At 71.1% G+C, this 20,495-nt stretch carries 18 protein-coding genes; 16 read left to right on the top strand and 2 right to left on the bottom strand.

Annotated elements, in window-relative coordinates:
- Positions 1 to 52: 52 nt before the first annotated feature.
- The 3 genes from ACH4XV_RS12185 (at position 53) to ACH4XV_RS12175 (ending at position 2,605) form a co-directional block, all read left to right on the top strand.
- Positions 53 to 1,291 (top strand): lytic transglycosylase domain-containing protein, encoded by a 1,239-nt coding sequence (locus ACH4XV_RS12185; RefSeq protein ID WP_395788926.1) that lies wholly within the window; start codon positions 53 to 55, stop codon positions 1,289 to 1,291.
- A gap of 125 nt (positions 1,292 to 1,416) precedes the next feature.
- Positions 1,417 to 1,554, top strand: coding sequence for a hypothetical protein (locus ACH4XV_RS12180; protein WP_160161682.1), 138 nt, complete (start codon positions 1,417 to 1,419; stop codon positions 1,552 to 1,554).
- Positions 1,555 to 1,606: 52 nt separating this feature from the next.
- Positions 1,607 to 2,605, top strand: coding sequence for a DUF3068 domain-containing protein (locus ACH4XV_RS12175; RefSeq protein ID WP_395788924.1), 999 nt, complete (start codon positions 1,607 to 1,609; stop codon positions 2,603 to 2,605).
- Positions 2,606 to 2,729: 124 nt separating this feature from the next.
- Here ACH4XV_RS12175 and ACH4XV_RS12170 read toward each other — a convergent pair whose 3' ends face one another.
- Positions 2,730 to 3,647, bottom strand: a complete 918-nt coding sequence (locus ACH4XV_RS12170; RefSeq protein ID WP_395788922.1) for a class I SAM-dependent methyltransferase — start codon at positions 3,645 to 3,647, stop codon at positions 2,730 to 2,732.
- A 253-nt stretch (positions 3,648 to 3,900) separates the two neighbouring features.
- Here ACH4XV_RS12170 and rpsA point away from each other — a divergent pair, with 253 nt between their 5' ends.
- The 13 genes from rpsA to ACH4XV_RS12105 all read left to right on the top strand — a co-directional run bounded on the left by rpsA (position 3,901) and on the right by ACH4XV_RS12105 (position 20,267).
- Positions 3,901 to 5,391 carry a 30S ribosomal protein S1 gene (rpsA, locus tag ACH4XV_RS12165; protein ID WP_395788920.1) on the top strand — a complete coding sequence of 497 codons (1,491 nt, stop codon included), beginning with the start codon at positions 3,901 to 3,903 and terminating at the stop codon, positions 5,389 to 5,391.
- A gap of 179 nt (positions 5,392 to 5,570) precedes the next feature.
- The gene (locus ACH4XV_RS12160) at positions 5,571 to 6,836 is read left to right on the top strand and encodes an MFS transporter (protein ID WP_395788918.1); all 1,266 of its coding nucleotides are present in this window, start codon (positions 5,571 to 5,573) and stop codon (positions 6,834 to 6,836) included.
- Positions 6,826 to 7,899, top strand: coding sequence for a hypothetical protein (locus ACH4XV_RS12155; protein ID WP_395788916.1), 1,074 nt, complete (start codon positions 6,826 to 6,828; stop codon positions 7,897 to 7,899). Before ACH4XV_RS12160 ends, ACH4XV_RS12155 begins: the two co-directional genes overlap by 11 nt.
- A gap of 354 nt (positions 7,900 to 8,253) precedes the next feature.
- A complete protein-coding gene (locus ACH4XV_RS12150) occupies positions 8,254 to 8,817 on the top strand; it encodes a phosphatase PAP2 family protein (protein ID WP_395788914.1) in 564 nt (187 codons plus the stop codon).
- Between the two features lie 4 nt (positions 8,818 to 8,821).
- Complete coding sequence (locus ACH4XV_RS12145) at positions 8,822 to 9,817, top strand: decaprenyl-phosphate phosphoribosyltransferase (RefSeq protein WP_395788912.1); 996 nt, start codon at positions 8,822 to 8,824, stop codon at positions 9,815 to 9,817.
- Entirely contained in the window at positions 9,810 to 11,195 is a 1,386-nt protein-coding gene (locus ACH4XV_RS12140; protein ID WP_395788910.1) for an FAD-binding protein, read from the top strand. The genes ACH4XV_RS12145 and ACH4XV_RS12140 overlap by 8 nt, the downstream gene beginning before the upstream one ends.
- 63 nt (positions 11,196 to 11,258) lie before the next feature.
- Complete coding sequence (locus tag ACH4XV_RS12135; RefSeq protein WP_395788908.1) at positions 11,259 to 12,014, top strand: decaprenylphospho-beta-D-erythro-pentofuranosid-2-ulose 2-reductase; 756 nt, start codon at positions 11,259 to 11,261, stop codon at positions 12,012 to 12,014.
- Between the two features lie 143 nt (positions 12,015 to 12,157).
- Positions 12,158 to 12,757 (top strand): dephospho-CoA kinase, encoded by a 600-nt coding sequence (gene coaE, locus ACH4XV_RS12130; RefSeq protein ID WP_395788906.1) that lies wholly within the window; start codon positions 12,158 to 12,160, stop codon positions 12,755 to 12,757.
- 185 nt (positions 12,758 to 12,942) lie between these two features.
- Complete coding sequence (gene uvrB, locus ACH4XV_RS12125) at positions 12,943 to 15,024, top strand: excinuclease ABC subunit UvrB (RefSeq protein WP_395788904.1); 2,082 nt, start codon at positions 12,943 to 12,945, stop codon at positions 15,022 to 15,024.
- A 218-nt stretch (positions 15,025 to 15,242) separates the two neighbouring features.
- Positions 15,243 to 15,815 carry a TerD family protein gene (locus ACH4XV_RS12120; protein WP_078977660.1) on the top strand — a complete coding sequence of 191 codons (573 nt, stop codon included), beginning with the start codon at positions 15,243 to 15,245 and terminating at the stop codon, positions 15,813 to 15,815.
- 104 nt (positions 15,816 to 15,919) lie between these two features.
- Positions 15,920 to 17,668, top strand: coding sequence for a TerD family protein (locus tag ACH4XV_RS12115; RefSeq protein ID WP_395788902.1), 1,749 nt, complete (start codon positions 15,920 to 15,922; stop codon positions 17,666 to 17,668).
- Positions 17,669 to 18,454: 786 nt separating this feature from the next.
- Positions 18,455 to 19,111, top strand: a complete 657-nt coding sequence (locus ACH4XV_RS12110; RefSeq protein ID WP_395788900.1) for an exonuclease domain-containing protein — start codon at positions 18,455 to 18,457, stop codon at positions 19,109 to 19,111.
- 166 nt (positions 19,112 to 19,277) lie between these two features.
- Positions 19,278 to 20,267, top strand: a complete 990-nt coding sequence (locus ACH4XV_RS12105) for a TerC family protein (RefSeq protein WP_395788898.1) — start codon at positions 19,278 to 19,280, stop codon at positions 20,265 to 20,267.
- Here ACH4XV_RS12105 and ACH4XV_RS12100 read toward each other — a convergent pair.
- Positions 20,264 to 20,428, bottom strand: coding sequence for a hypothetical protein (locus tag ACH4XV_RS12100; protein WP_380011333.1), 165 nt, complete (start codon positions 20,426 to 20,428; stop codon positions 20,264 to 20,266). The two genes, ACH4XV_RS12105 and ACH4XV_RS12100, sit on opposite strands and share 4 nt — an antisense overlap.
- Between the last annotated feature and the right edge of the window lie 67 nt (positions 20,429 to 20,495).

The raw sequence follows: 20,495 nt of genomic DNA, 5'->3' as shown, positions 1-20,495 counted from the left end.
GGTCGCCGACGACCGGTGCACCGTCGAACTCGCGCACAGAGGGGGGAGCTTCGTGGAAGAGGCCGAATCGGGGCCCGATCCGCGGAAGCCGGGCGAATCGAAGGCGGACGCCGGCGAGGTGTCGGCGGAGCGGATACCCGCCGCCGCGCCCGCGGCCGAATCCGAGGGCACGCCAGGACCCGAGAAGCCGCCGACGTCCGGCGCGCCCGAGGAGCCGGCCAAGCGCAGACGGATCCTGAATCCGTGGCTGGGCAGCGCGGCGGCGATCCTGGTCGTGTTGGCGTGCGGCGCGGCGGTGCAGTCCCCGTTCACCATGGTCACCGCGCACCGGGTGCCCACCTCCGATCTGCCCCGCCTGTCGGACGCGGCGCCGGTCGGCGGCGTCTCGGTCAACGGCGGCGGCCCGGCGCACTTCGAGTTGCCGCCGCCGGTGGTGCCGGCCGCGCTGCCGGGGGCCGCCACCACCGCTGCCACCACGCCGCCGGCGACCACGGCCGCCCCGGGCGCGACGTCCTCGGCCGGGCCGCGGGGCACCACCGCGACCGGGACCGGCGGGATACCCCAGACGGTGCTGCTCGCGTATCAGCAGGCGGCGTCGAACCTGGCCCGGATGGATCCCGGCTGCAAACTGCCGTGGACGCTGCTCGCGGGCATCGGCCGGGTGGAGTCGGAGCACGCGTACGGCGGGAACGTGACCGTGGACGGCACGTCGGTGACCCCGATCCTGGGTCCGCGCCTGGACGGCGGGCAGTTCGCCCGGATCCCCGACACCGACGGCGGACGCTACGACTTCGACACCGAGTTCGACCGCGCCGTGGGGCCGATGCAGTTCATCCCGTCCACCTGGAAGGGCTGGGCGATGGACGGCAACCGGGACGGCGTGGCCAACCCGCAGAACATCTTCGACGCGACGCTCACCGCGGGGCGCTACCTGTGCGCGGGCAGCCGGGACCTGTCCACCGGGGCCGGGCTGAACGCGGCCATCCTCAGCTACAACCACTCCAACGAATACCTGCGCACGGTCACTTCGTGGATGACCTACTACGCGACGGGCGCGCGTTCGGTGCCCGACGCGCGGCAGCCGGTCAAGCCGACCACCAAGGCGCCGACCACGAAGCCCGCCGACACCAGATCGGCGAACCCGCCGGCGACGGGCGATCCGTCGAAGGGCGCGACGGCGAGCGCGTCGGGGTCGGTGACGCCGCCGATCGCGTCCAGCGCGTCGGGAGTGCCGGAGCGGTCCGCCTCGACGGCGGCGTCGGCCGACACCCCGACGACGGGCAATCGGTAGTCGGCCCGAACCCGAACAGAATCCGATCCGCAAAAAACGGGAACCTGTTCTCGTTTCTTGCTACCGTGCCCCATCGCCGACCGTCGCGGCGCCGGCCGGGGCAGCAGGAAAGGTGGGACCGCCGAATGCGTTCCTTCGCAGCGGTCGTGGCCGGGGCGCTCCTCGCGGTCGGGGCCGCGTTCGTGCTGAACGCGTGCGCCGCCGCGGATCCCGGGCCCGTGCACAAACCGCTCCAGGTCACGAGCCCGCCCGCGCGTCCCTGACCACGCCGGGCGCGAATCCGTACCCGGTTCCATCGTCAAGGGGTCCACCTCGATGCGTCGTAAGTCCGGTCTGATCCTCCTGGTCGCGGCCGTGTTCTGCGTGGCCCTGGCGCCGCTGTTGCGCGAGTTCGTCCTCCCCAGGGTGGTGGCCAAGGCGCTCGCGGGCGAGGACGCCTACCGGGTCCTGGTCCTGGACGCGACGAACGCCACGCTCCTGGGCGCGCCCGAGGGCCCGGGCAAGGCCAAGGTCACCGCGATCCAGGCGATCCGACCCAACGCCAAGGACAGCCACGGCTCGACCGTGGTGTGGGACCTGAACCTGGCCGTGGTGGACGGCGCCGGCAAGGTGGTCACCCAACTGCCCGAGCGCTACGCGTTCGACGCGGCCGGCCAGATCCCGAAGAACTGCTGCGGCGAATCCGTCGACGGCGCCCCGGCCGCGCACACCGGCCTCGCCTACAAGTGGCCGTTCTTCACCGGCAAACGCGACTACAACTACTACGACTCGCAGGCGCACAGCGCGAACGTGATCTCGTACAAGGGCACCGCCGAGCGCGACGGGCTGCGGACGTACCGCTTCGAGCAGGTCGTGCCGTGGATGAAGATCCCGATGCCCAGGCAACTCCCGGGCGGCTTGGACCCGGTCGCGGTGGAGAAGGAGGGCATGCAGCTCTGGTACACCGCGACCCGGAAGATGTGGGTCGAGCCGGTCACGGGCATCCCGGTGTACATCGAGGAGACCCGCACCGAGGAGCTGCGCACGTCGCCGCCGGCGGACGACCCCAACGCCAAGCCGGTGGTCACCAAGGTCTTCGACGGCACCTTCAAGCTGCGCCCGGAGTGGTCGGCCGCGCTTGTCGCGGACGCGAAGGACTGGAGCGGGACGCTGCGGCTGCTGCACGATACGGCGCCGTTGGGGTTGATCGTGGTGGGTGTGTTGTTCTTTGTGACGGCCGTCGTGTTGCAGTTCGTGGCGGATCGTAAGGCGGCTCGGTCTCGACCTTCGGTCGAGGGGGAGCGGGCGGCGCGCACGTTGGCCGAGGTGCGATAGCGCGCTTTGCACGAGGTTGGTGTTCCCGCCCGCGCCACCCGGTGCGTTTGGTGTGGATGCTGCGGATTCACGGCTTCCGGGGCGCCTGGCTCGGCCCCTTGGGTGCCCGTCGGTCCCGGGTTGCTCAGTCCCTGGTGCAGACGAAGATTGCCGTGCCCGGGAGCAGGCGGCCGCGTAGGGGGCTCCAGCCGCCCCAGGTGGATTCCAGGTCTTCGGGCCATTCCGGTTCGACGATGTCCAGGAGGTGGAAGCCGGCGCCGACCACCTCGCGTACCCGCTCGCCGAGCGTGCGGTGTTGTTCGACGTAGGTGGCCCGGCCGGTGTGGTCCTGCTCGACGTAGGGGGTCGTGTCGAAGTACGAGGCGACCGCGGTCAGCCCCTCCGGCCCCGGCTCGTCCGGGAACGCCCAGCGAATCGGGTGGGTGATCGAGAAGACCCACCGCCCGCCCGGTCGCAGCACCCGGAACACCTCGCGCATGATCCCCGCCCCGTCCGGGCTGAACGGCAGCGCGCCGTACGCGGAGAACGCCAGGTCGAAGCTCGCGTCGGCGAACGGCAGCCGGCCCGCGTCCGCCTGAACCACCGGCACCCGGGTGCCGTGCTCGGCGTCCAGCCGGCGCGAGTGCTGGAGCTGGCGCAGCGACAGGTCGAGCGCGATCGGGAACGCGCCGCGCGCCAGCAGCCGCCGCGAACACTGCGCCGCGCCCGCGCCCACTTCGAGCACGGTGCGCCCCTCGACCGGGCCGAGCAGCTTCACCCGGTCCTCGTCCAGCCCCTCCGGGCACCACGTGAAGCGAGCGTCGCCGAGGAAGTCGCCGTGCTCGACCTGGTACTCGTCGGCGTTCGCGTCCCACCACCGGCGGCCCGCGCGCACACTCTCGACGAGGCCGACCCGGCGGCGTACCGCGTCGTCGTCGACGCCGTCCGCGTCCTCGGGGTCGACGTAGCGCGCGACCAGTGACGCGTGGGGGTCGTGGGACGTGGGCCGGTTCACTTGGCTCCCAGGTTGCGGTGAAGCCGCGGTATCGCTGCGGGCGGGCATGGACGCGCGTAGGGTACTCCCTTCGGGACGTCCGGGTTGATCGCATGCATCCGGTGCGCGTTGACCGCACCCGGTCGGCCCCGTATGCTGCAAGTTGCGCCGCGGGCCTGCGTGAACTCAGACGGAGCAGGTCGCGCTCACCTTTGTCGATCCCACGCCATCCTCTTGCATGGACTGCGGTCGTCGGGGGCGAAACCGGGTCCACAAGCGTGTTTGAAAACGACTTCTGTCCGTACCCGGAGCCCTTACCCACATGACGAGCAGCACCGAGGCCACGCCCAGCACCACCCCGCAGGTGGCGGTCAACGACATCGGCTCCGAGGAAGACTTCCTCGCAGCGATCGATGAGACGATCAAGTACTTCAACGACGGCGACATCGTGGATGGCGTGATCGTCAAGGTCGACCGGGACGAGGTCCTGCTCGACATCGGTTACAAGACCGAAGGCGTCATCCCGTCCCGCGAGCTTTCCATCAAGCACGACGTGGACCCCCACGAGGTCGTCACTGTCGGTGACCACATCGAGGCCTTGGTTCTCCAGAAGGAGGACAAGGAAGGCCGCCTGATCCTCTCGAAGAAGCGGGCGCAGTACGAGCGCGCCTGGGGCACGATCGAGAAGATCAAGGAAGAGGACGGCATCGTCACCGGTACCGTCATCGAGGTCGTCAAGGGTGGTCTCATCCTGGACATCGGCCTCCGCGGCTTCCTCCCGGCCTCGCTGGTCGAGATGCGTCGTGTGCGGGACCTCCAGCCGTACGTGGGCAAGGAGCTCGAAGCCAAGATCATCGAGCTGGACAAGAACCGCAACAACGTGGTCCTGTCCCGCCGTGCCTGGCTCGAGCAGACCCAGTCCGAGGTGCGCCAGACGTTCCTCACGACCCTGCAGAAGGGTCAGGTCCGCACGGGCGTCGTCTCCTCGATCGTCAACTTCGGTGCGTTCGTGGACCTCGGCGGCGTCGACGGCCTGGTGCACGTCTCCGAGCTGTCCTGGAAGCACATCGACCACCCGTCCGAGGTTGTCGAGGTCGGCCAGGAAGTCACCGTCGAGGTCCTCGACGTCGACATGGACCGCGAGCGTGTCTCCCTGTCGCTGAAGGCGACCCAGGAAGACCCGTGGCAGCAGTTCGCCCGGACCCACCAGATCGGCCAGGTCGTTCCCGGCAAGGTCACCAAGCTCGTTCCGTTCGGTGCGTTCGTCCGCGTGGACGAGGGCATCGAGGGCCTGGTGCACATCTCCGAGCTGGCCGAGCGCCACGTGGAGATCCCGGAGCAGGTCGTCCAGGTCGGCGACGAGATCTTCGTCAAGGTCATCGACATCGACCTCGAGCGTCGCCGCATCAGCCTCTCGCTGAAGCAGGCCAACGAGGCGTTCGGCGCGGACCCGGCCACGGCCGAGTTCGACCCGACCCTGTACGGCATGGCCGCGACCTACGACGACGCGGGCAACTACATCTACCCGGACGGCTTCGACCCCGAGACCAACGACTGGCTCGAGGGCTTCGACAAGCAGCGCGAGGAGTGGGAGAAGCAGTACGCCGACGCCCAGGCGCGCTTCGAGTCGCACCAGCAGCAGGTCGTCAAGGCCCGCGAGGCCGAGGCGGAGGCCGTGGCCGGCGAGGCCGCGGGCGCGTACTCCTCGGGCGGTGACGACGAGGTCGAGGCCGACAACACCACCGGTGGCGCCCTCGCGTCCGACGAGGCGCTGGCCGCGCTGCGCGAGAAGCTGGCCGGCGGCCAGAGCTGAGCTCGGGCACACGACGCCTGAGGTGAACCTCGGGTAGCCGGATGTATCGCGGGGCCCCATCTCCCTTCGGGGAGGTGGGGCCTTTCGATGTCCCGGGGGCGACGGCGTTTTCCGCGTGCGGGGGCGCGAACGGCACTAGGGTCGGGATCGGTCACACGGCAGCCGGGGGAGGGTGCGGCGTGTACGTCTCGTCCACACGTGCGGATGCGCCGCTCGCGCGGCCCGGGTCGGGGCGCGGTGTGGTGGTCACCGGCAATGTGATCGCCCTGGGCATGGTCAGTCTGGTCACCGACATCTCCTCCGAGATGGTCACCGCGGTGATGCCGGTCTACCTGGTCACGGGCCTGGGCCTGACGATGCTTCAGTTCGGCTTCCTGGACGGCCTGTACTCCGGTGTCACGGTTTTCCTGCGGTTGATCGGCGGCCACCTCGCGGATCGGTTCGCCGCCCGCAAGCCGGTCGCGGTGGTCGGCTACGGGATGTCCGCCGTGGCCAAGCTCGGCCTGCCGCTGGTGGGCGCCTCGGTGCCGGGGATCGGCGCGGTGCTCGCCGCCGACCGGGCGGGCAAGGGGCTGCGGACGGCCCCGCGCGACGCGCTGATCTCGCTGTCCAGCACGCCCGAGGCGCAGGGGCGCGCGTTCGGCGTGCATCGTGCGCTCGACACGGTCGGGGCGTTCACCGGGCCGCTGGTGGCGTTCACCATCCTGGCGGCGGTGGGCACCGCCTACGACGCGGTGTTCGTGGTGAGCTTCTGCGTCGGCCTGGTGGCGGTGGCGATGCTCGTGCTGTTCGTGCGCGACCACCGCGATCCCCCGGAGCGCCGGCCCGGATGGCGTGACGGGGCGCGGCTGTTGCGGGATCGGCCCTATCGCCGATTGTGCGTGGTGGCGGCGGTGCTGGGCCTGGTCACGGTCAGCGACGCGTTCGTGTATCTGCTGCTCCAGCACCGGTTGGAGATCCGCCCGCACTGGTTCCCGCTGTTGCCGCTGGGCACCGCCGGGGTCTACCTGGTGCTGGCGCTGCCGCTGGGGCGGCTGGCCGACCGGGTCGGGCGGCGTCGGGTGTTCCTGGCCGGGCACGGCGCGCTGCTCGCGGCGTATCTGTTCCTGGGCGGTCCGCTCGGCGGGGTGCCGCTGCTGCTGACCGTGCTCGCCCTGCACGGGGTGTTCTACGCGGCCACCGACGGCGTGCTGTCGGCCGCGGTGGGCGCGCGGTTGCCGGCGGCCGGTCGGGCGGGCGGGATGGCGGTGGTGCAGACCGGGCAGGCGGTGGGCCGGTTCGCCTCCTCGATGATCTTCGGCGCGTTGTGGACCGCGTGGGGGCCGGCGACGGCGATCCGGGTGCTCGCGGTCGCCCTCGCGGTGGCCCTGTTCGGCTCCGCCCTCGCCCTGGCGGGTCGCCGGGTGCGGGCGACGCGACCCACGGAGGTCCACGATGTCCGTTGACATCGACGGCGGCGCCGACGCTGACGCGCCGGTGAAGCCGGTGGTCACCCGGCGGCGCGTACTGGTGTTCGCGCTGGTGCTGGTGCTGCTCGCGGGCATCGCGGTCGGCTACACGGTGTACGCGGTGCGGCGCGAGGACGACCGGCTCTACGGCGGCGACGGCACCGCGCCGGGCGGGCCGCCGCTGAGCCTGGTCGGGGCGCCGCGGCTGCTGTTCCGCAGCACCGAGTCGGGCCCGGGGTACGGCCGGCTGGCCACCGTGGCGGCGGCCGATCCGGGCGGGCCGCGCACGGTGGGCGAGCGCTCCTGCGACCGGGTCTACGCGGCCGGCGGCACCGCGGTGTGCCTGGCCACCGAGGGCGGCCTGACCCGAACCCCCGTCGCGCTGGTCCTGGACGCGGACCTGCGTCAGGTGCGCCGGGTCGAGTTGGCCGGCACGCCCAACCGGGCCCGGGTCTCGGCGTCGGGGCGGATGGCCTCGTGGACCGTGTTCGTCTACGGCGACTCGTACGCGTCCATGACCTTCTCCACCCGGACCTCGATCCTGGACACCCGCACGGGGGAGCTGACCGCGAACCTGGAGGACTTCACCACCACCCGCGACGGCAAGGAACTCAAGTCGCCGGACCGCAACTTCTGGGGCGTCACCTTCACCGGCGACGACAACACGTTCTACGCCACCTTGTCGACCAACAGCACCGGCCGCACCTACCTGGTCCGCGGGGACCTCGCGGCGCGCACCATGACGGTGCTGCGGGAGAACGTCGAGTGCCCGTCGTTGTCCCCCGACGGGACCCGGCTGGTGTTCAAGAAGAAGATTTCGCAGAGCACCCGCAACCCGTGGCGGCTGCATGTGCTCGACCTCGCCACGATGCGCGAGACGCCGCTCGCGGAGACCCACAGCGTGGACGACCAGGCGATCTGGATCGACGACCACACGGTGGGGTACGCACTGCCCACCGGCTCCGGCGCGGCCGGCGACGTGTGGTCGGTGCCGGCCGACGGCGGCGGCGCGCCGACCCGGCTCGTGATCGGCGGATTCTCCCCGGCGCCGCTGCGCTGACCGCGCGCAAGGACGCGCTTGTGCATCGGCCCGGCCTCGCGCAGGCTGCGGGTCTGCCACAGTTCCGTCACGAAATGCCGGTCGCGGCGCGGCGGTGTCGCCCGTTCGGCAGCGTGTGACCTGGAACGAAGCCGCAGGACGGGTGCCCGATCGGTGGCGGTCCCTTCGGGGTGATACCGGGCCGACTCGGCGAAGAGCGCCCGCGAGGTTCGCGTACCCTGACTCATTGGTGCCATGCGCCGGGCTCATCTGGAAGTGGCCCGTGTGGCGGTCGGGACGACCGCCGGAGCACGTAGGCCCCCGGACTTCGGGGCAGGGCGCTCACTCGACGTGCAGTAGGAATTGGGGATTTCGATGGCCTTTGGTGGAGCGTTCGCCACCGGGCAGGTAGTCAAGACCGTCGGCGCGTCCGACGTCGCCCTGTACCGCGGGGTGCGTGGCCGCACCGGGCACCCGGTCGTCCAGCGCACGAGCAAGGCGCTGTCCTTCGCCGGGGAGCACGCGGGTGTCTGGCTCGCCGCGGGCCTGGTCGGCGCCGCGGTGGACCGCGACCGCCGGCCCGAGTGGCTGCGCGCCACCGCGACCGTCGCCGGGGCGCACGTGGCCAGCATGGTGATCAAGCGGGTCGTGCGCCGGCCCCGACCGGCGATAGCGGGTCTGGAGCCGACCGTGCGTACCGCCGGCCGACACAGCTTCCCCTCCTCGCACTCCGTCTCCTCCGCTGCCGCGGCCGTGGCGTTCCACGGCCTGCTGCCCACGGCCGTCACCGGCACGGCAGCCGCCGCGACGTGTTTCTCGCGGCTCGTCGTGGGCGTCCACTATCCGTCCGACGTGGCCGCCGGCGCGACCATGGGTCTCGCCGCGGGTGGCTTGGGTCGTGCCTGGGCTCGCCGCGCAGAGCGTCCGAAGGGGTTCTGAAGTCTTGAGTACATCCGAAGTCGAACCGTCGCTCGAGGCGGAAGAGGACCTGGTCGCCACCGCCGCGGCGGCCACCGCCACCGTCACCGCCCCGACCCCGGTCGAGGCGCCCGCGCCGCCGCGCGGCGGACTGGCCGGCGGCCTGCTGAAGCTGGCCCGACCCAAGCAGTGGGTCAAGAACGTGCTCGTGTTCGCCGCGCCGCTGGCGGCCGGGCGACTGGACGAGGGCTACGTCCTGGGCCACAGCGCGATCATGTTCGCGCTGTTCTGCCTCGCCGCCTCGGCGATCTACTACATCAACGACGCGTTCGACGTCGAGGCCGACCGCGAGCACCCCACCAAGCGCAACCGCCCGATCGCCTCCGGCGTGGTGCCGGTCAAGCTCGCCTGGACGCTCGGCCCGATCCTGGGCATCGCCGCGGTCGTGCTCGGGGTGCTGCTGTGCAACCCGGGGACCGCGCTGGTCCTGGGCCTTTACGTGGTGCTCAACGTCGCGTACTGCTTCTCCTTCAAGCACGTGGTCGTGCTCGACCTGGCCATGGTCGCCTCCGGCTTCCTGTTCCGGGCGATGGCCGGCGGCACCGCGTCCGAACTGCCGCTGTCGCGCTGGTTCCTGCTCACCGCGGGCTTCGGGTCGTTGTTCATGGTCGCCGGCAAGCGCTACTCGGAGATGGTGTTGATGGGCGAGGAGGCGGCCAAGACGCGCGCCTCGCTGGCCAACTACTCGATCACCTACCTGCGCTTCGTGTGGCAGATGGCGGTCTCGGTGACGCTGCTCACCTACTCGCTGTGGGCGTTCCAGATCCCCGAGGGCGATTCCACCCTGGCCTGGCACCAGTTGTCGCTGATCCCGTTCGGCTTCGCCTTCCTGCGCTACGCCGTGTACGTGGATGCCGGAACCGCGGGGTCCCCGGAGGACGTTCTCCTCAAGGACAAGGTCCTCGTCGGCCTTGGCTTCGCCTGGCTTCTCACCTTTGTTCTGGGAGTGTTCCATGTCTGACGGCCCGTCGGCCGACGTACGACCAACCGCTCGACGGGTTCGGCTGAACGGATGGGGACGCACCGCCCCCACCTTCGCCGACGTCGTGCGGCCCACCACCCGCGAGCAGGTCGCGACCGCCCTGGGGCAGCGCACCTCGCGCGGGGTGATCGCCCGTGGCCTGGGCCGTTCGTACGGCGACCCCGCGCAGAACGGCGGCGGCACCGTCCTGGACATGACCGGCCTGGACCGGATCCTCGCGGTGGACCTGGAACGCGGTCTGGTCACCTGCGAGGCCGGGGTCAGCCTGGACCGGTTGATCGAACTGTTCGTCCCGTTCGGCTTCTTCGTCCCCGTCACCCCCGGCACCCGGCAGGTGACCGTGGGCGGCGCGATCGGCGCCGACGTGCACGGCAAGAACCACCACGCCGACGGCAGCTTCTGCAATCACGTGTTGTCCATGGACCTGCTCCTGGCCGACGGCACCGAGCGCACCGTCACCCCGGACAACGACCCGGAGCTGTTCTGGGCCACCGCCGGCGGCATGGGCCTGACCGGCCTGGTGTTGTCCGCGACCATCCGCATGACGCCCATCGAGACCTCGCTCGCGTCGGTGGACACCGACCGCACGCGCAACCTCGACGAGGCCATGGCGCTGATGGCCGAGACGGACGAGAAGTACACGTACACCGTCGCCTGGCTCGACTGCCTGGCCAAGGGCGCGAACCTGGGTCGCTGCGTGCTCACCTGCGGCGAGTTCGCGGCGCTGGACGACCTGCCCGCCAAGCAGCGCCGGGACCCGCTGCGCTTTCGTACCGGCTCGCTGCTGACCGTGCCGGACCTGGTGCCGGGTCGGCTGCCGAACAAGCTCACCATGGGGCTGTTCAACGAGCTGTGGTACCGCAAGGCGCCCAAGCACAAGGTCGGTCAACTCCAGTCGATCACCGCGTTCTTCCACCCGCTCGACCTGGTCCAGGAGTGGAACCGGGTCTACGGGCGGACCGGCTTCCTCCAGTACCAGTTCGTGGTGCCGTTCGGCCGCGAGGACGGGCTGGTCAAGGCGGTCGAGACGATCAGCCGGCACGGCGCGCCCTCCTCGCTCACCGTGCTCAAGCGCTTCGGTCCGGGCAACGCGGGCTTCCTGTCCTTCCCCAAGCCGGGCTGGACGCTGACCCTCGACTTCCCGACCAACACCCCCGGCCTGGCCCGGCTGCTGCGCGAGCTCGACGAGATCGTGCTGACCAACGAGGGCCGCTTCTACCTCGCCAAGGACTCGCGGATGGACCCGGCCCACCTGGCCCGGATGTACCCGCGGCTGGAGCAGTTCCGCGAGGTGCGCGCCAAGGTCGACCCGGACGGGGTGTTCGTCTCCGACCAGGCGCGCCGGCTCGGGATCTGACCGGCCGGCCCCGCAGCACTCCCTCCTCCGTCTCGTGAACCACGCTTTTGTGAAGGACGCACCGTGAAAGACGCCTTGGGCGCACCGCAGTCCCTGCTCGTTCTCGGCGGTACCTCCGAGATCGCGCTGACCACGGCCCGCGCGATGGTCGCCGAGCGCGTGCGGCGGGTCGTGCTCGCCGGACGCCCCTCCGCCGGGCTTGACGCGGCCGCCGACGACCTGCGCGGTCGCGGTGCCACGGTCGAGGTGGTCGCGTTCGACGCGGCCGAGCCCGACGACCACGAGAAGACCATCGACGAGGTCTTCGCGGCGGGCGACATCGACGTCGTCCTGCTCGCCTTCGGGGTGCTCGGCGACCAGGACGCGGACGCGAAGGACCCGGCCGCCGCCGCGCGCGTCGCGCAGGTGAACTACGTGGGGGGCGTGTCGGCCGGGCTCGCGGCGGCGAACGCGCTGTCGCGGCAGGGGCACGGGGCGCTCGCGGTGATCTCGTCGGTGGCCGGCGAGCGGGCCCGCAAGTCGAACTTCATCTACGGCTCGACCAAGGCCGGCCTGGACGCGTTCGCGCAGGGCCTGGGCGACAAGCTGCACGGTACGGGCGTGCACGTGATGGTGGTCCGGCCCGGGTTCGTCCGGACCAAGATGACCGAGGGCCTGCCGGACGTGCCGCTGGCCACCACGCCCGAGGTGGTCGCCGAGGCGATCGTCAAGGGCCTGCGGCGCAAGTCGTCGGTGGTGTGGGTGCCCGGCCAGTTCCGCTTCGTGATGTCGGCGCTGCGGCATGTGCCGCGCCCGATCTTCCGCAAGCTCAACATCTGACGCCCCATGCCGTGCGCAGGCCCGTCCCGGTGGTCCGGGGCGGGCTTTCGGATGTCCGGGGCCAGGGCCTTCGGGGCGGGCGCCGCCCGGCCGCTACGGTGGCCCGGTCGTGGTTGACCCGGGTACGGACGAGGGGCGCGGGCATGGGCAGCAGGGGAAACGTCGGCCTGACCGGTGGCATCGGGGCGGGCAAGAGCGAGGTGGCGCGGCTGCTCGCGGAGCTGGGCGCGGTGGTGATCGACTCGGACCGGATCGCGCGCGAGGTGGTGGCGCCCGGGACGCCCGGCCTGGCGGCGGTGGTCGCCGAATTCGGCGAGTCGGTGCTGCTGCCCGACGGCTCGCTCGATCGACCGGGGCTGGGCCGGATCGTCTTCGGCGCGCCGGAGCGGCTGGCCGCGCTGAACGCGATCGTGCATCCGCTGGTCGGGGCGCGCGCGGCGGAGCTGACGGCGGCGGCCGGGGAGGATGCGGTGCTGGTCAACGACGTGCCGCTGCTCGTGGAGAACGACCTGGCCGGGCTGTACGACCTGGTGGTGGTCGTGGACGCGGCCCCCGAGACGCAGCTGGACCGGCTGGTGCGGCTGCGGGGCATGCCGGAGGCCGACGCGCGGGCCCGGATGGCCGCGCAGGCGTCCCGGGAGCAGCGGCTGGCGGTCGCGGACGTGGTGATCGACAACGACGGACCGTTGGCGGCGCTGGAGCCGCAGGTGCACTCGTTGTGGGCGCGGTTGACGGGCGCCTGAGGCCTCGGTCGTGGGTGCGGCCCGGGTCGGGGTTTTTTTACCCGCCCGCTCCGCCCGTTGCGTTGGGCGCGCAGGCTGCGGTTGCTTTGATGGGTGGGTGACCCGATCAGGCCCGTGGGCCGCCCGTCGGGGCCGTGGGGATGGGCTCGCGGCGTTTGTCGGTGTGGGGTCGTAACGTGTATGGGGTGCGACCCATCACCGATCTCGAACGCAAAGTGGCGCCTTTCGAGGTCGTCAGTCCCTTCCAACCGTCCGGCGACCAGCCGCAGGCGATCGATCTGCTCGAGGAGCGGATCAACGCCGGCGACCGCAACGTGGTGCTGCTCGGTGCCACCGGCACGGGGAAGTCGGCGACGACCGCGTGGATGATCGAGCGACTGCAGCGACCGACGCTCGTCATGGCGCCCAACAAGACCCTGGCCGCGCAGCTCGCCAACGAATTCCGCGAGCTGCTGCCCAACAACGCCGTCGAATACTTCGTCTCGTACTACGACTACTACCAGCCCGAGGCGTACGTCCCGACCACCGACACCTACATCGAGAAGGACTCCTCGATCAACGAGGAGGTCGAGCGGCTGCGGCACTCGACCACCAACTCGCTGCTGACCCGTCGTGACGTGGTCGTGGTCGCCTCGGTGTCCTGCATCTACGGCCTGGGCACCCCGCAGGAATACGTGGACCGCATGGTCCGGCTGCGGGTCGGCGAGGAGATCGAGCGGGACGACCTGCTGCGCCGCTTCGTGGGCAACCAGTACACCCGCAACGACGTCGCGTTCACGCGCGGCACCTTCCGGGTGCGCGGTGACACGATCGAGATCTTCCCGGTCTACGAAGAGCTGGCCGTGCGGATCGAGATGTTCGGCGACGAGATCGAGTCGCTGATGACGCTGCACCCGCTCACCGGCGAGGTGGTCAGCGAGGACGACGAGCTCTACGTCTTCCCCGCCACCCACTACGTGGCCGGTCCCGAGCGCATGGAGCGCGCGGTCGTCGGGATCGAGCGCGAGCTGGAGGAGTCGCTGGCGCTGCTGGAGAAGCAGGGCAAGGTGCTGGAGGCGCAACGACTGCGCATGCGCACCACCTACGACATCGAGATGCTCCGCCAGATCGGCACCTGCTCCGGCGTGGAGAACTACTCGCGGCACATGGACGGCCGCGAGGCCGGCAGCGCGCCGAACACGCTCCTCGACTACTTCCCCGAGGACTTCGTCCTGGTGCTGGACGAGTCGCACGTGACCGTGCCGCAGATCGGCGCGATGTACGAGGGCGACGCGTCGCGCAAGCGCACCCTGGTCGAGCACGGCTTCCGGCTGCCGTCCGCGATGGACAACCGCCCGCTGAAGTGGGAGGAGTTCCTGGAGCGGGTCGGCCAGACGGTGTACCTGTCGGCGACGCCCGGCAAGTACGAGCTGGCCAAGGCCGACAAGGTGGTCGAGCAGATCATCCGGCCGACGGGTCTGGTCGACCCCGAGGTCGTGGTCAAGCCGACCGAGGGCCAGATCGACGACCTGCTGCACGAGATCAGGATCCGGGCCGAGAAGGACGAGCGGGTGCTGGTCACCACGCTCACCAAGAAGATGTCCGAGGACCTGACCGACTACTTCCTGGAGCAGGGTGTGCGGGTGCGCTACCTGCACAGCGACATCGACACGCTGCGCCGGGTGGAGCTGCTGCGCGAGCTGCGGCTGGGCGAGTTCGACGTGCTGGTCGGCATCAACCTGCTCCGCGAGGGCCTGGACCTGCCCGAGGTCTCGCTCGTGTCCATCCTGGACGCGGACAAGGAGGGCTTCCTGCGCTCGGGCACCTCGCTGATCCAGACCATCGGCCGCGCCGCGCGCAACGTGTCCGGCCAGGTGCACATGTACGCGGACCGGATCACCCCGTCGATGGAGAAGGCGATCGACGAGACGAATCGCCGGCGCGAGAAGCAGGTCGCGTACAACGCCGAGCGCGGCATCGACCCGCAACCGCTGCGCAAGAAGATCGTGGACATCCTCGACTCGATCTCGCGCGAGGACGCGGACACCGCCGACCTGCTGTCCGGCGGGGGCCGGGGCCGGCAGAAGGCACCGGTGCCGGCGCTCGGCCGCAAGGGCGGGGCGAGCGACATGCCCGCGACCGACCTGGCCGACATGATCCGGGTGATGACGGACCAGATGCACGCCGCCGCCTCCGAACTGCAATTCGAGCTGGCCGCGCGGTTGCGCGACGAGGTCGGGGAGCTGAAGAAGGAGCTGCGCGGGATGAAGGCCGCGGGCATCGCGTAGCAGGATGACGGGACGGCGCGCCGGATCCGAGGGAACGGCCTGCCGAGTCCGTACGTCATGACCGGTAGGTTCGTGACCCTGAATGTGTCCGAGGGGGCTCGCCGGGACACCGGCGACCCCCGAGGACTACTCTGCGGCCAGTACGGGCCCGCCTGCCCCGTTCCGGGGCGGGGCCCACGAGCCGCGTGACCGAAAATCTGTGAGGGGAGACGTCGCCAGTGGCCGTCAACATGTCCAAGGGCCAGAGGATTTCACTCGACAAGCCGGGTGGTGGCGAGCTGACCATGGTCCGGATGGGCCTGGGCTGGGACGCCATCAAGCGCCGCGGCCTGTTCGGCAGCCGGGAGAAGGAGGTCGACCTCGACGCGTCGTGCGTGCTCTTCGCGGAGAACCAGCCGGTCGACGTCTGCTACTTCGGCCAGCTCACCAGCAAGGACGGGTCCGTGCGCCACACCGGCGACAACCTGACCGGGCACGGTGACGGCGACGACGAGTCGATCCTGGTGGACCTGGGTCGCGTGCCGGTGCACGTGGACCAGATCATCTTCACGGTCAGCTCCTTCCAGGGGCAGACCTTCCAGGAGATCGAGAACGCGTTCTGCCGGATCGTGGACGAGACCACGAACACCGAGCTGGCCCGCTACACGCTCTCCGGCGGTGGCAACTACACCGGCCAGATCATGGCCAAGCTGTACCGGCACGGCACCGGCTGGAAGATGGCCGCGATCGGCGAGCCCGCCCACGGGCAGACCCTGCGCGACCTCCTGCCGGCTCTGATGGCGCACCTGTAGGACGCACAACCACACATGGCGAGCGGGCCGGGACGGGCGGACGACGCCTCCCGGCCCGCTCGCGCGGGGTCCGTCCCGGCGGGGCGGGGAGGGGACGAACGCACGTGAGCACCGAACTGGTACGGGGTCAGAATCTGGCACTGCCCGACACCCGGGTGGAGGTCGAGGTCGCGGCGCAGTGTCCGGTCGAGCTGGTGGTGGCCCTGGTGGGGGCCGACGATCGGGTCCGCGGCGACGACGACGTGGTCCAGCGCGGCGGTGGCGACACCGCCGGGGTGACGATCCGTCAGGCCGGTGCGACCTTCGAGTTGGACAAACTGCCCGCCGAGATCGAGCGGGTGCTGGTCGGCGCCTCCCTCGAGGGCGGCGGCGTGGACCGCTTCGGCGTGGTCGCGGCGCCCGTGGTCACCGTGCGCGCGGGGGGCGAGGACCTGGCCTCCTTCCGGGTTACCGACCTCGGCAACGAGCGGGCACTGCACACCGTCGAGCTGTACCGGCGCCAGGGGGCGTGGAAGGTGCGCGCCGTCGGGCAGGGCTACGACGCGGGCCTGGAGGCGCTGCTCAAGGACGTCGGGGTACAGAACCGGGCCCGGGTGGTGGACCGCGCGCGGACCGCGCTCGGCGGGCCGGCCGCCGCGCCGTTCAGCGCGGCGAACGCGCCCACGGAGCCGCGCGAGCCGGGCACCGTGCCGCGCGTGGACGCCAACGGTGGGATGGCCTGGGCCGCGCCGCCGCCGGACGTCGAGCAGGAGGCGAGCCGGCGGGCCGCGCGGCGCGAGGTGGAGAAGCTGTACGAAGTGGTCTGGGGCGTGTTCGAGGACGCGGCGCGGTCGGCTGCGGCCTATCGCTCGGCGATCGAGTACGCGGACGGCCGGTTGGACAAGGAGCTGGAGGGGGTCCTGAACGACCCCGCCGCGCGTTTTTCGCCCGCGGGGCTGGCCGCGCAGGACACGGCGCGGGATCGGCATCGGGCGCTGGCCGAGCAGGCCAAGGCGGTGCTGGATCGCGACACCGCGCAACTGGTCGGCGAGGTCGAGCAGTTGGAGCCGAACCTGCCGCCGGTGATGGCGCGTTGGGACAGCACCTCGTGGGCCGGGTGGCAGGCGCCGGAGGACGGGGCGCCGGCGATTCGGCTCGGCGACCTGTATCTGCCGGAGCGGCCCGAGTTGCGGGTGCCGATGGTGTTGCGGCTGCCGATGGATCGCGGGTTGTGGGTGGACACCGGCGCCACCGGTCTCGAGGGTGAGCGGGGCGACGGCGCGGAGCGGGCGAACGAGCTGGCGGTGTCGTTGACCGCGCGGATGTTCGCGGCCTTCCCGGTGGGCGAGTTCAAGGTGCACGTGATCGACCCGGCGGGCAAGGGCACGGCGGCGGCGCCGTTGCAGCCGCTGGCGGCCTCACGGCTGCTGGTGGGGCCGGTGGCCACCGACGCGGCCGACATCTCGGCGCTGCTGGGTCGGATCATCGACCGCATCGAGCTGGTGCGGATGGCGGTGGCCAACGACGCGGTGGACTCGCTGCCGGACGGGCTGGATCTGGCGCGGCAGTTGTTGCTGGTGCACGATTTCCCGTTCGGGTTCGACGATCGCAGTGCGGCGCAGTTGCGGCACATCGTCGAGGAGGGGCCGCGGGTCGGGGTGCACGTGATCGTGGTCGGATCGCGGGTGGACGCCGAGTCGTTCGGGCCGCTGCTGGAGCCGTTGTGGCGGTCGTTGTTGCGGCTGACGGCGATTCCGGAGGACCACATCATGGATCCGTGGATCGGCCTGCCGTGGGTGTACACCCCGGACCTGCCCTCCGGCGGCGCCGAGGCCACACGCCAACTCCTGTCCTGGGTGGCGGGCGCGCGCTAGGCCGGGGGCGGCCGGGTCGGGGTCTTCCGGGCCCGGCCGGGCCGCCGGGTCGCGTGCCGCGCGGCGTCCTCAAGCGCCGGACGGGCTGGGCGGTTCGGGTGCCCCGAGCGCCGGCGGTTGCGGTTGGTGGTGGCCTCCGGCCGGGTGTCCTCAAACGCCGGACGGGCTGATTGTTCGGTGCCCCGGGTGCCGGGGCTGCGGTTTGCTGTTCGCCTCCTTCCGGGTTGTCCTCAGGCGCCGGACGGGCTGAGTGGTTCGGGTGCCCCGAGCGCCGGCGGTTGCGGTTGGTGGTGGCCTCCGGCCGGGTGTCCTCAGCCCTCGTTGGTCGGGGTACCCGAAATTGCCCAGCCTGTCCGGCGGTTGAGGACCGACCCCGCGTGGATCGCCGTCCGGCCGCGGCTTTCGGTGGGCGGGGTGTCCGGGGCGCAGCCGGCCTGTCCGGCGTTTGAGGGCCATCCTGGCGGAGGCGGCTACCAGGCCGCGGGGGCGCGGGGCTTGGGTGGCTGAAAAGGCTTAGCCGGTTCGGCGGTTGGGGTGATTCGGGTGGGTGGCCGCCAAGCTGCGGCTTCTGGCGGTTGGGATATCCGGGATCGGTGGAGGGTGTTGCCCGAGTGGTCGGGGCGTTGGGGGACTTGGGCATCTGGTGGGCTGGTTGCTTGGGGTGGGGGTGGAAGGGTCGTCGGTTTGGGGGAGTTGGGGGGAAAGGGGCGGGAAGCGGGGGCTCGGGGTCGTAGACTCTCGGGCCGTCGGTCGTGATCGAGGCGGCCTGGGGAAAGGGATGTCGCCTTGTTCGCCTATGCCGATCCGGTGCGGATGCTCGGGGTGGCCGCCGAGGTCGCGCGGACCGAGTTCGCGGTTGTCGATCTGGAGACGACGGGGTTCTCGCCCGCGCGTGGGGACCGGATCGTGGAGATCGGCGTCGTGCGGATGCGCGGTACCGGTGAGGTGTTGCGGGAGTGGACCACGCTGCTCGATCCGGGGCGGTCGGTGGGTGCGAGCCACGTGCACCGGATCACCGCCGCCGACGTGGTGGGCGCGCCCCGTTTCGCTCAGATCGCCACCGAGTTGGCCGGCCTGCTCGCGGGCGCGGTCGTCGTCGCCCACAACGCCTCCTTCGAGCAGCGTTTCCTGGAGGCCGAGTTCGTCGCCGCCGGCCTGGCCCCGCCCACCCTGCCCGCACTGTGCACGATGCGGCTGGCCAAGGCGTCCGGCCTGCCGCTGGCCGACCACAAGCTCGGCACCTGCTGCGCCCACTTCGGGCTGACCTTCCCCGACGCGCACGCGGCCCTGGCCGACGCCCGGGTCACCGCCCGCCTGCTGCCGCTGCTCCTCGCGGGCCTCGGCACCCGCAGCCTGGGTCTGCCGGTGCCGCCGGCCCGCGCCCCCGAGACCCTGCCCGCGCCCGCGCTCAAGCCGCGCCGGGGGTTCGCGCCCGCCCGGTGACGGGTATTCGAGCTGTCCGACACAGGGATCACCGGGCGCCCTGTCACCAGGATTTGGCAAAGGATCGCTTGGTGTTTCCTTTACCTTCTGGCATCCTGGAGGCAATCGGAGGGGTACAGACCCCCCTCCGGCGATGACGCGACCCCCCACGTCTGCCGGAGGCGCAGTGGACGTTTCACCCGTTGCCTGGATCCTGACCATCGTCGTGCTGCTGGCACTGGTGGCCGTCGATCTGTTCATCAACCGCAAACCCCACGAGGTGACCCTCAAGGAGGCGTCCCTGTGGGGCGTCTTCTGGGTCGGCCTCGCCGTCCTGTTCGGCATCGGCCTGACGGTCTTCGCCGGCGCCGAGCCCGGTGGCGAGTTCTTCGCGGGCTTCATCACCGAGAAGTCGCTGAGCGTCGACAACCTGTTCGTGTTCGTGCTGATCATGGGCAAGTTCGCGGTGCCGCCGCAGTACCAGCAGCGGGTGCTGCTCGTGGGTGTGCTGCTCGCGCTCGTGTTGCGCGGCGCCTTCATCGCCGCCGGCGCCGCCGTGGTCGCCGCGTTCTCGTGGGTCTTCTTCATCTTCGGCGCGTTCCTGATCTGGACCGCGTGGAAGCTGATCAAGGAGGCGCAGTCGGACGAGGACGAGGAGTTCGAGGAGAACGCCCTCCTGCGCAAGGTCGAGAAGGTGTTGCCGACCACCGACGGCTACCGCGACATGAAGCTGGTGGTCCGCGAGAACGGCAAGCGGCTGGTCACGCCGATGCTGATCGTGATGATCGCCGTCGGCACCACCGACGTGCTGTTCGCGCTCGACTCGATCCCGGCGATCTTCGGCCTCACCAAGGAGCCGTACATCGTCTTCACGGCGAACGCGTTCGCCCTGATGGGGCTGCGCCAGCTCTACTTCCTGATCGGCGGACTGCTGAAGAAGCTGGTCTACCTGTCGTACGGCCTGTCGGTGATCCTGGGCTTCATCGGGGTCAAGCTGATCTTCGAGGCGCTGCACGGCGAGGGCGTGCACGTGCCGGAGATCGGTATCCCGCTCTCGCTCGGCGTGATCGTGGCGACCCTGACGGTGACCACGGTGCTGAGTCTGCGCAAGACGAAGAAGGACGAGCGGGCGGCGGCCGAGGCGGCCGCGAAGGCGGACCGGGACGCGAGCGTCTAACCCGGAAGCGGTACGGCCGGCGGCCCCTGTGCGAGGACGATCTCGTGCGGGGGCCGTCGCGCGTCCGGGCCCGGCCGCAGTCGGACCCCGACGCTGCCGCACAGGCAGCGGGTGTAGACGACTTCGCCCTGGGATGTGAGGTGCCGGGACAGTACGGTCATACGCGGATCCTCGATCCGTCCGCAGGCGTCGCACCGGGAAGACATCGCGTTGCCCCCATGTTGGCTA

The organism is Embleya sp. NPDC020630 (assembly GCF_044334985.1).
Classification (GTDB): domain Bacteria; phylum Actinomycetota; class Actinomycetes; order Streptomycetales; family Streptomycetaceae; genus Embleya.
The sequence above is the reverse complement of the archived record's forward strand: the minus strand, read 5'-3'. Positions and strand labels throughout refer to the sequence as shown.

Bases quoted from the DNA above. Each gene is read 5' to 3' on its own strand.
- ACH4XV_RS12180 (WP_160161682.1), top strand. From the start codon at position 1,417: ATGCGTTCCTTCGCAGCGGTCGTGGCCGGGGCGCTCCTCGCGGTCGGG.
- ACH4XV_RS12175 (WP_395788924.1), top strand. From the start codon at position 1,607: ATGCGTCGTAAGTCCGGTCTGATCCTCCTGGTCGCGGCCGTGTTCTGC.
- ACH4XV_RS12170 (WP_395788922.1), bottom strand. From the start codon at position 3,647: ATGCCCGCCCGCAGCGATACCGCGGCTTCACCGCAACCTGGGAGCCAA.
- rpsA (WP_395788920.1), top strand. From the start codon at position 3,901: ATGACGAGCAGCACCGAGGCCACGCCCAGCACCACCCCGCAGGTGGCG.
- ACH4XV_RS12155 (WP_395788916.1), top strand. From the start codon at position 6,826: ATGTCCGTTGACATCGACGGCGGCGCCGACGCTGACGCGCCGGTGAAG.
- ACH4XV_RS12150 (WP_395788914.1), top strand. From the start codon at position 8,254: ATGGCCTTTGGTGGAGCGTTCGCCACCGGGCAGGTAGTCAAGACCGTC.
- ACH4XV_RS12140 (WP_395788910.1), top strand. From the start codon at position 9,810: ATGTCTGACGGCCCGTCGGCCGACGTACGACCAACCGCTCGACGGGTT.
- coaE (WP_395788906.1), top strand. From the start codon at position 12,158: ATGGGCAGCAGGGGAAACGTCGGCCTGACCGGTGGCATCGGGGCGGGC.
- ACH4XV_RS12100 (WP_380011333.1), bottom strand. From the start codon at position 20,428: ATGACCGTACTGTCCCGGCACCTCACATCCCAGGGCGAAGTCGTCTAC.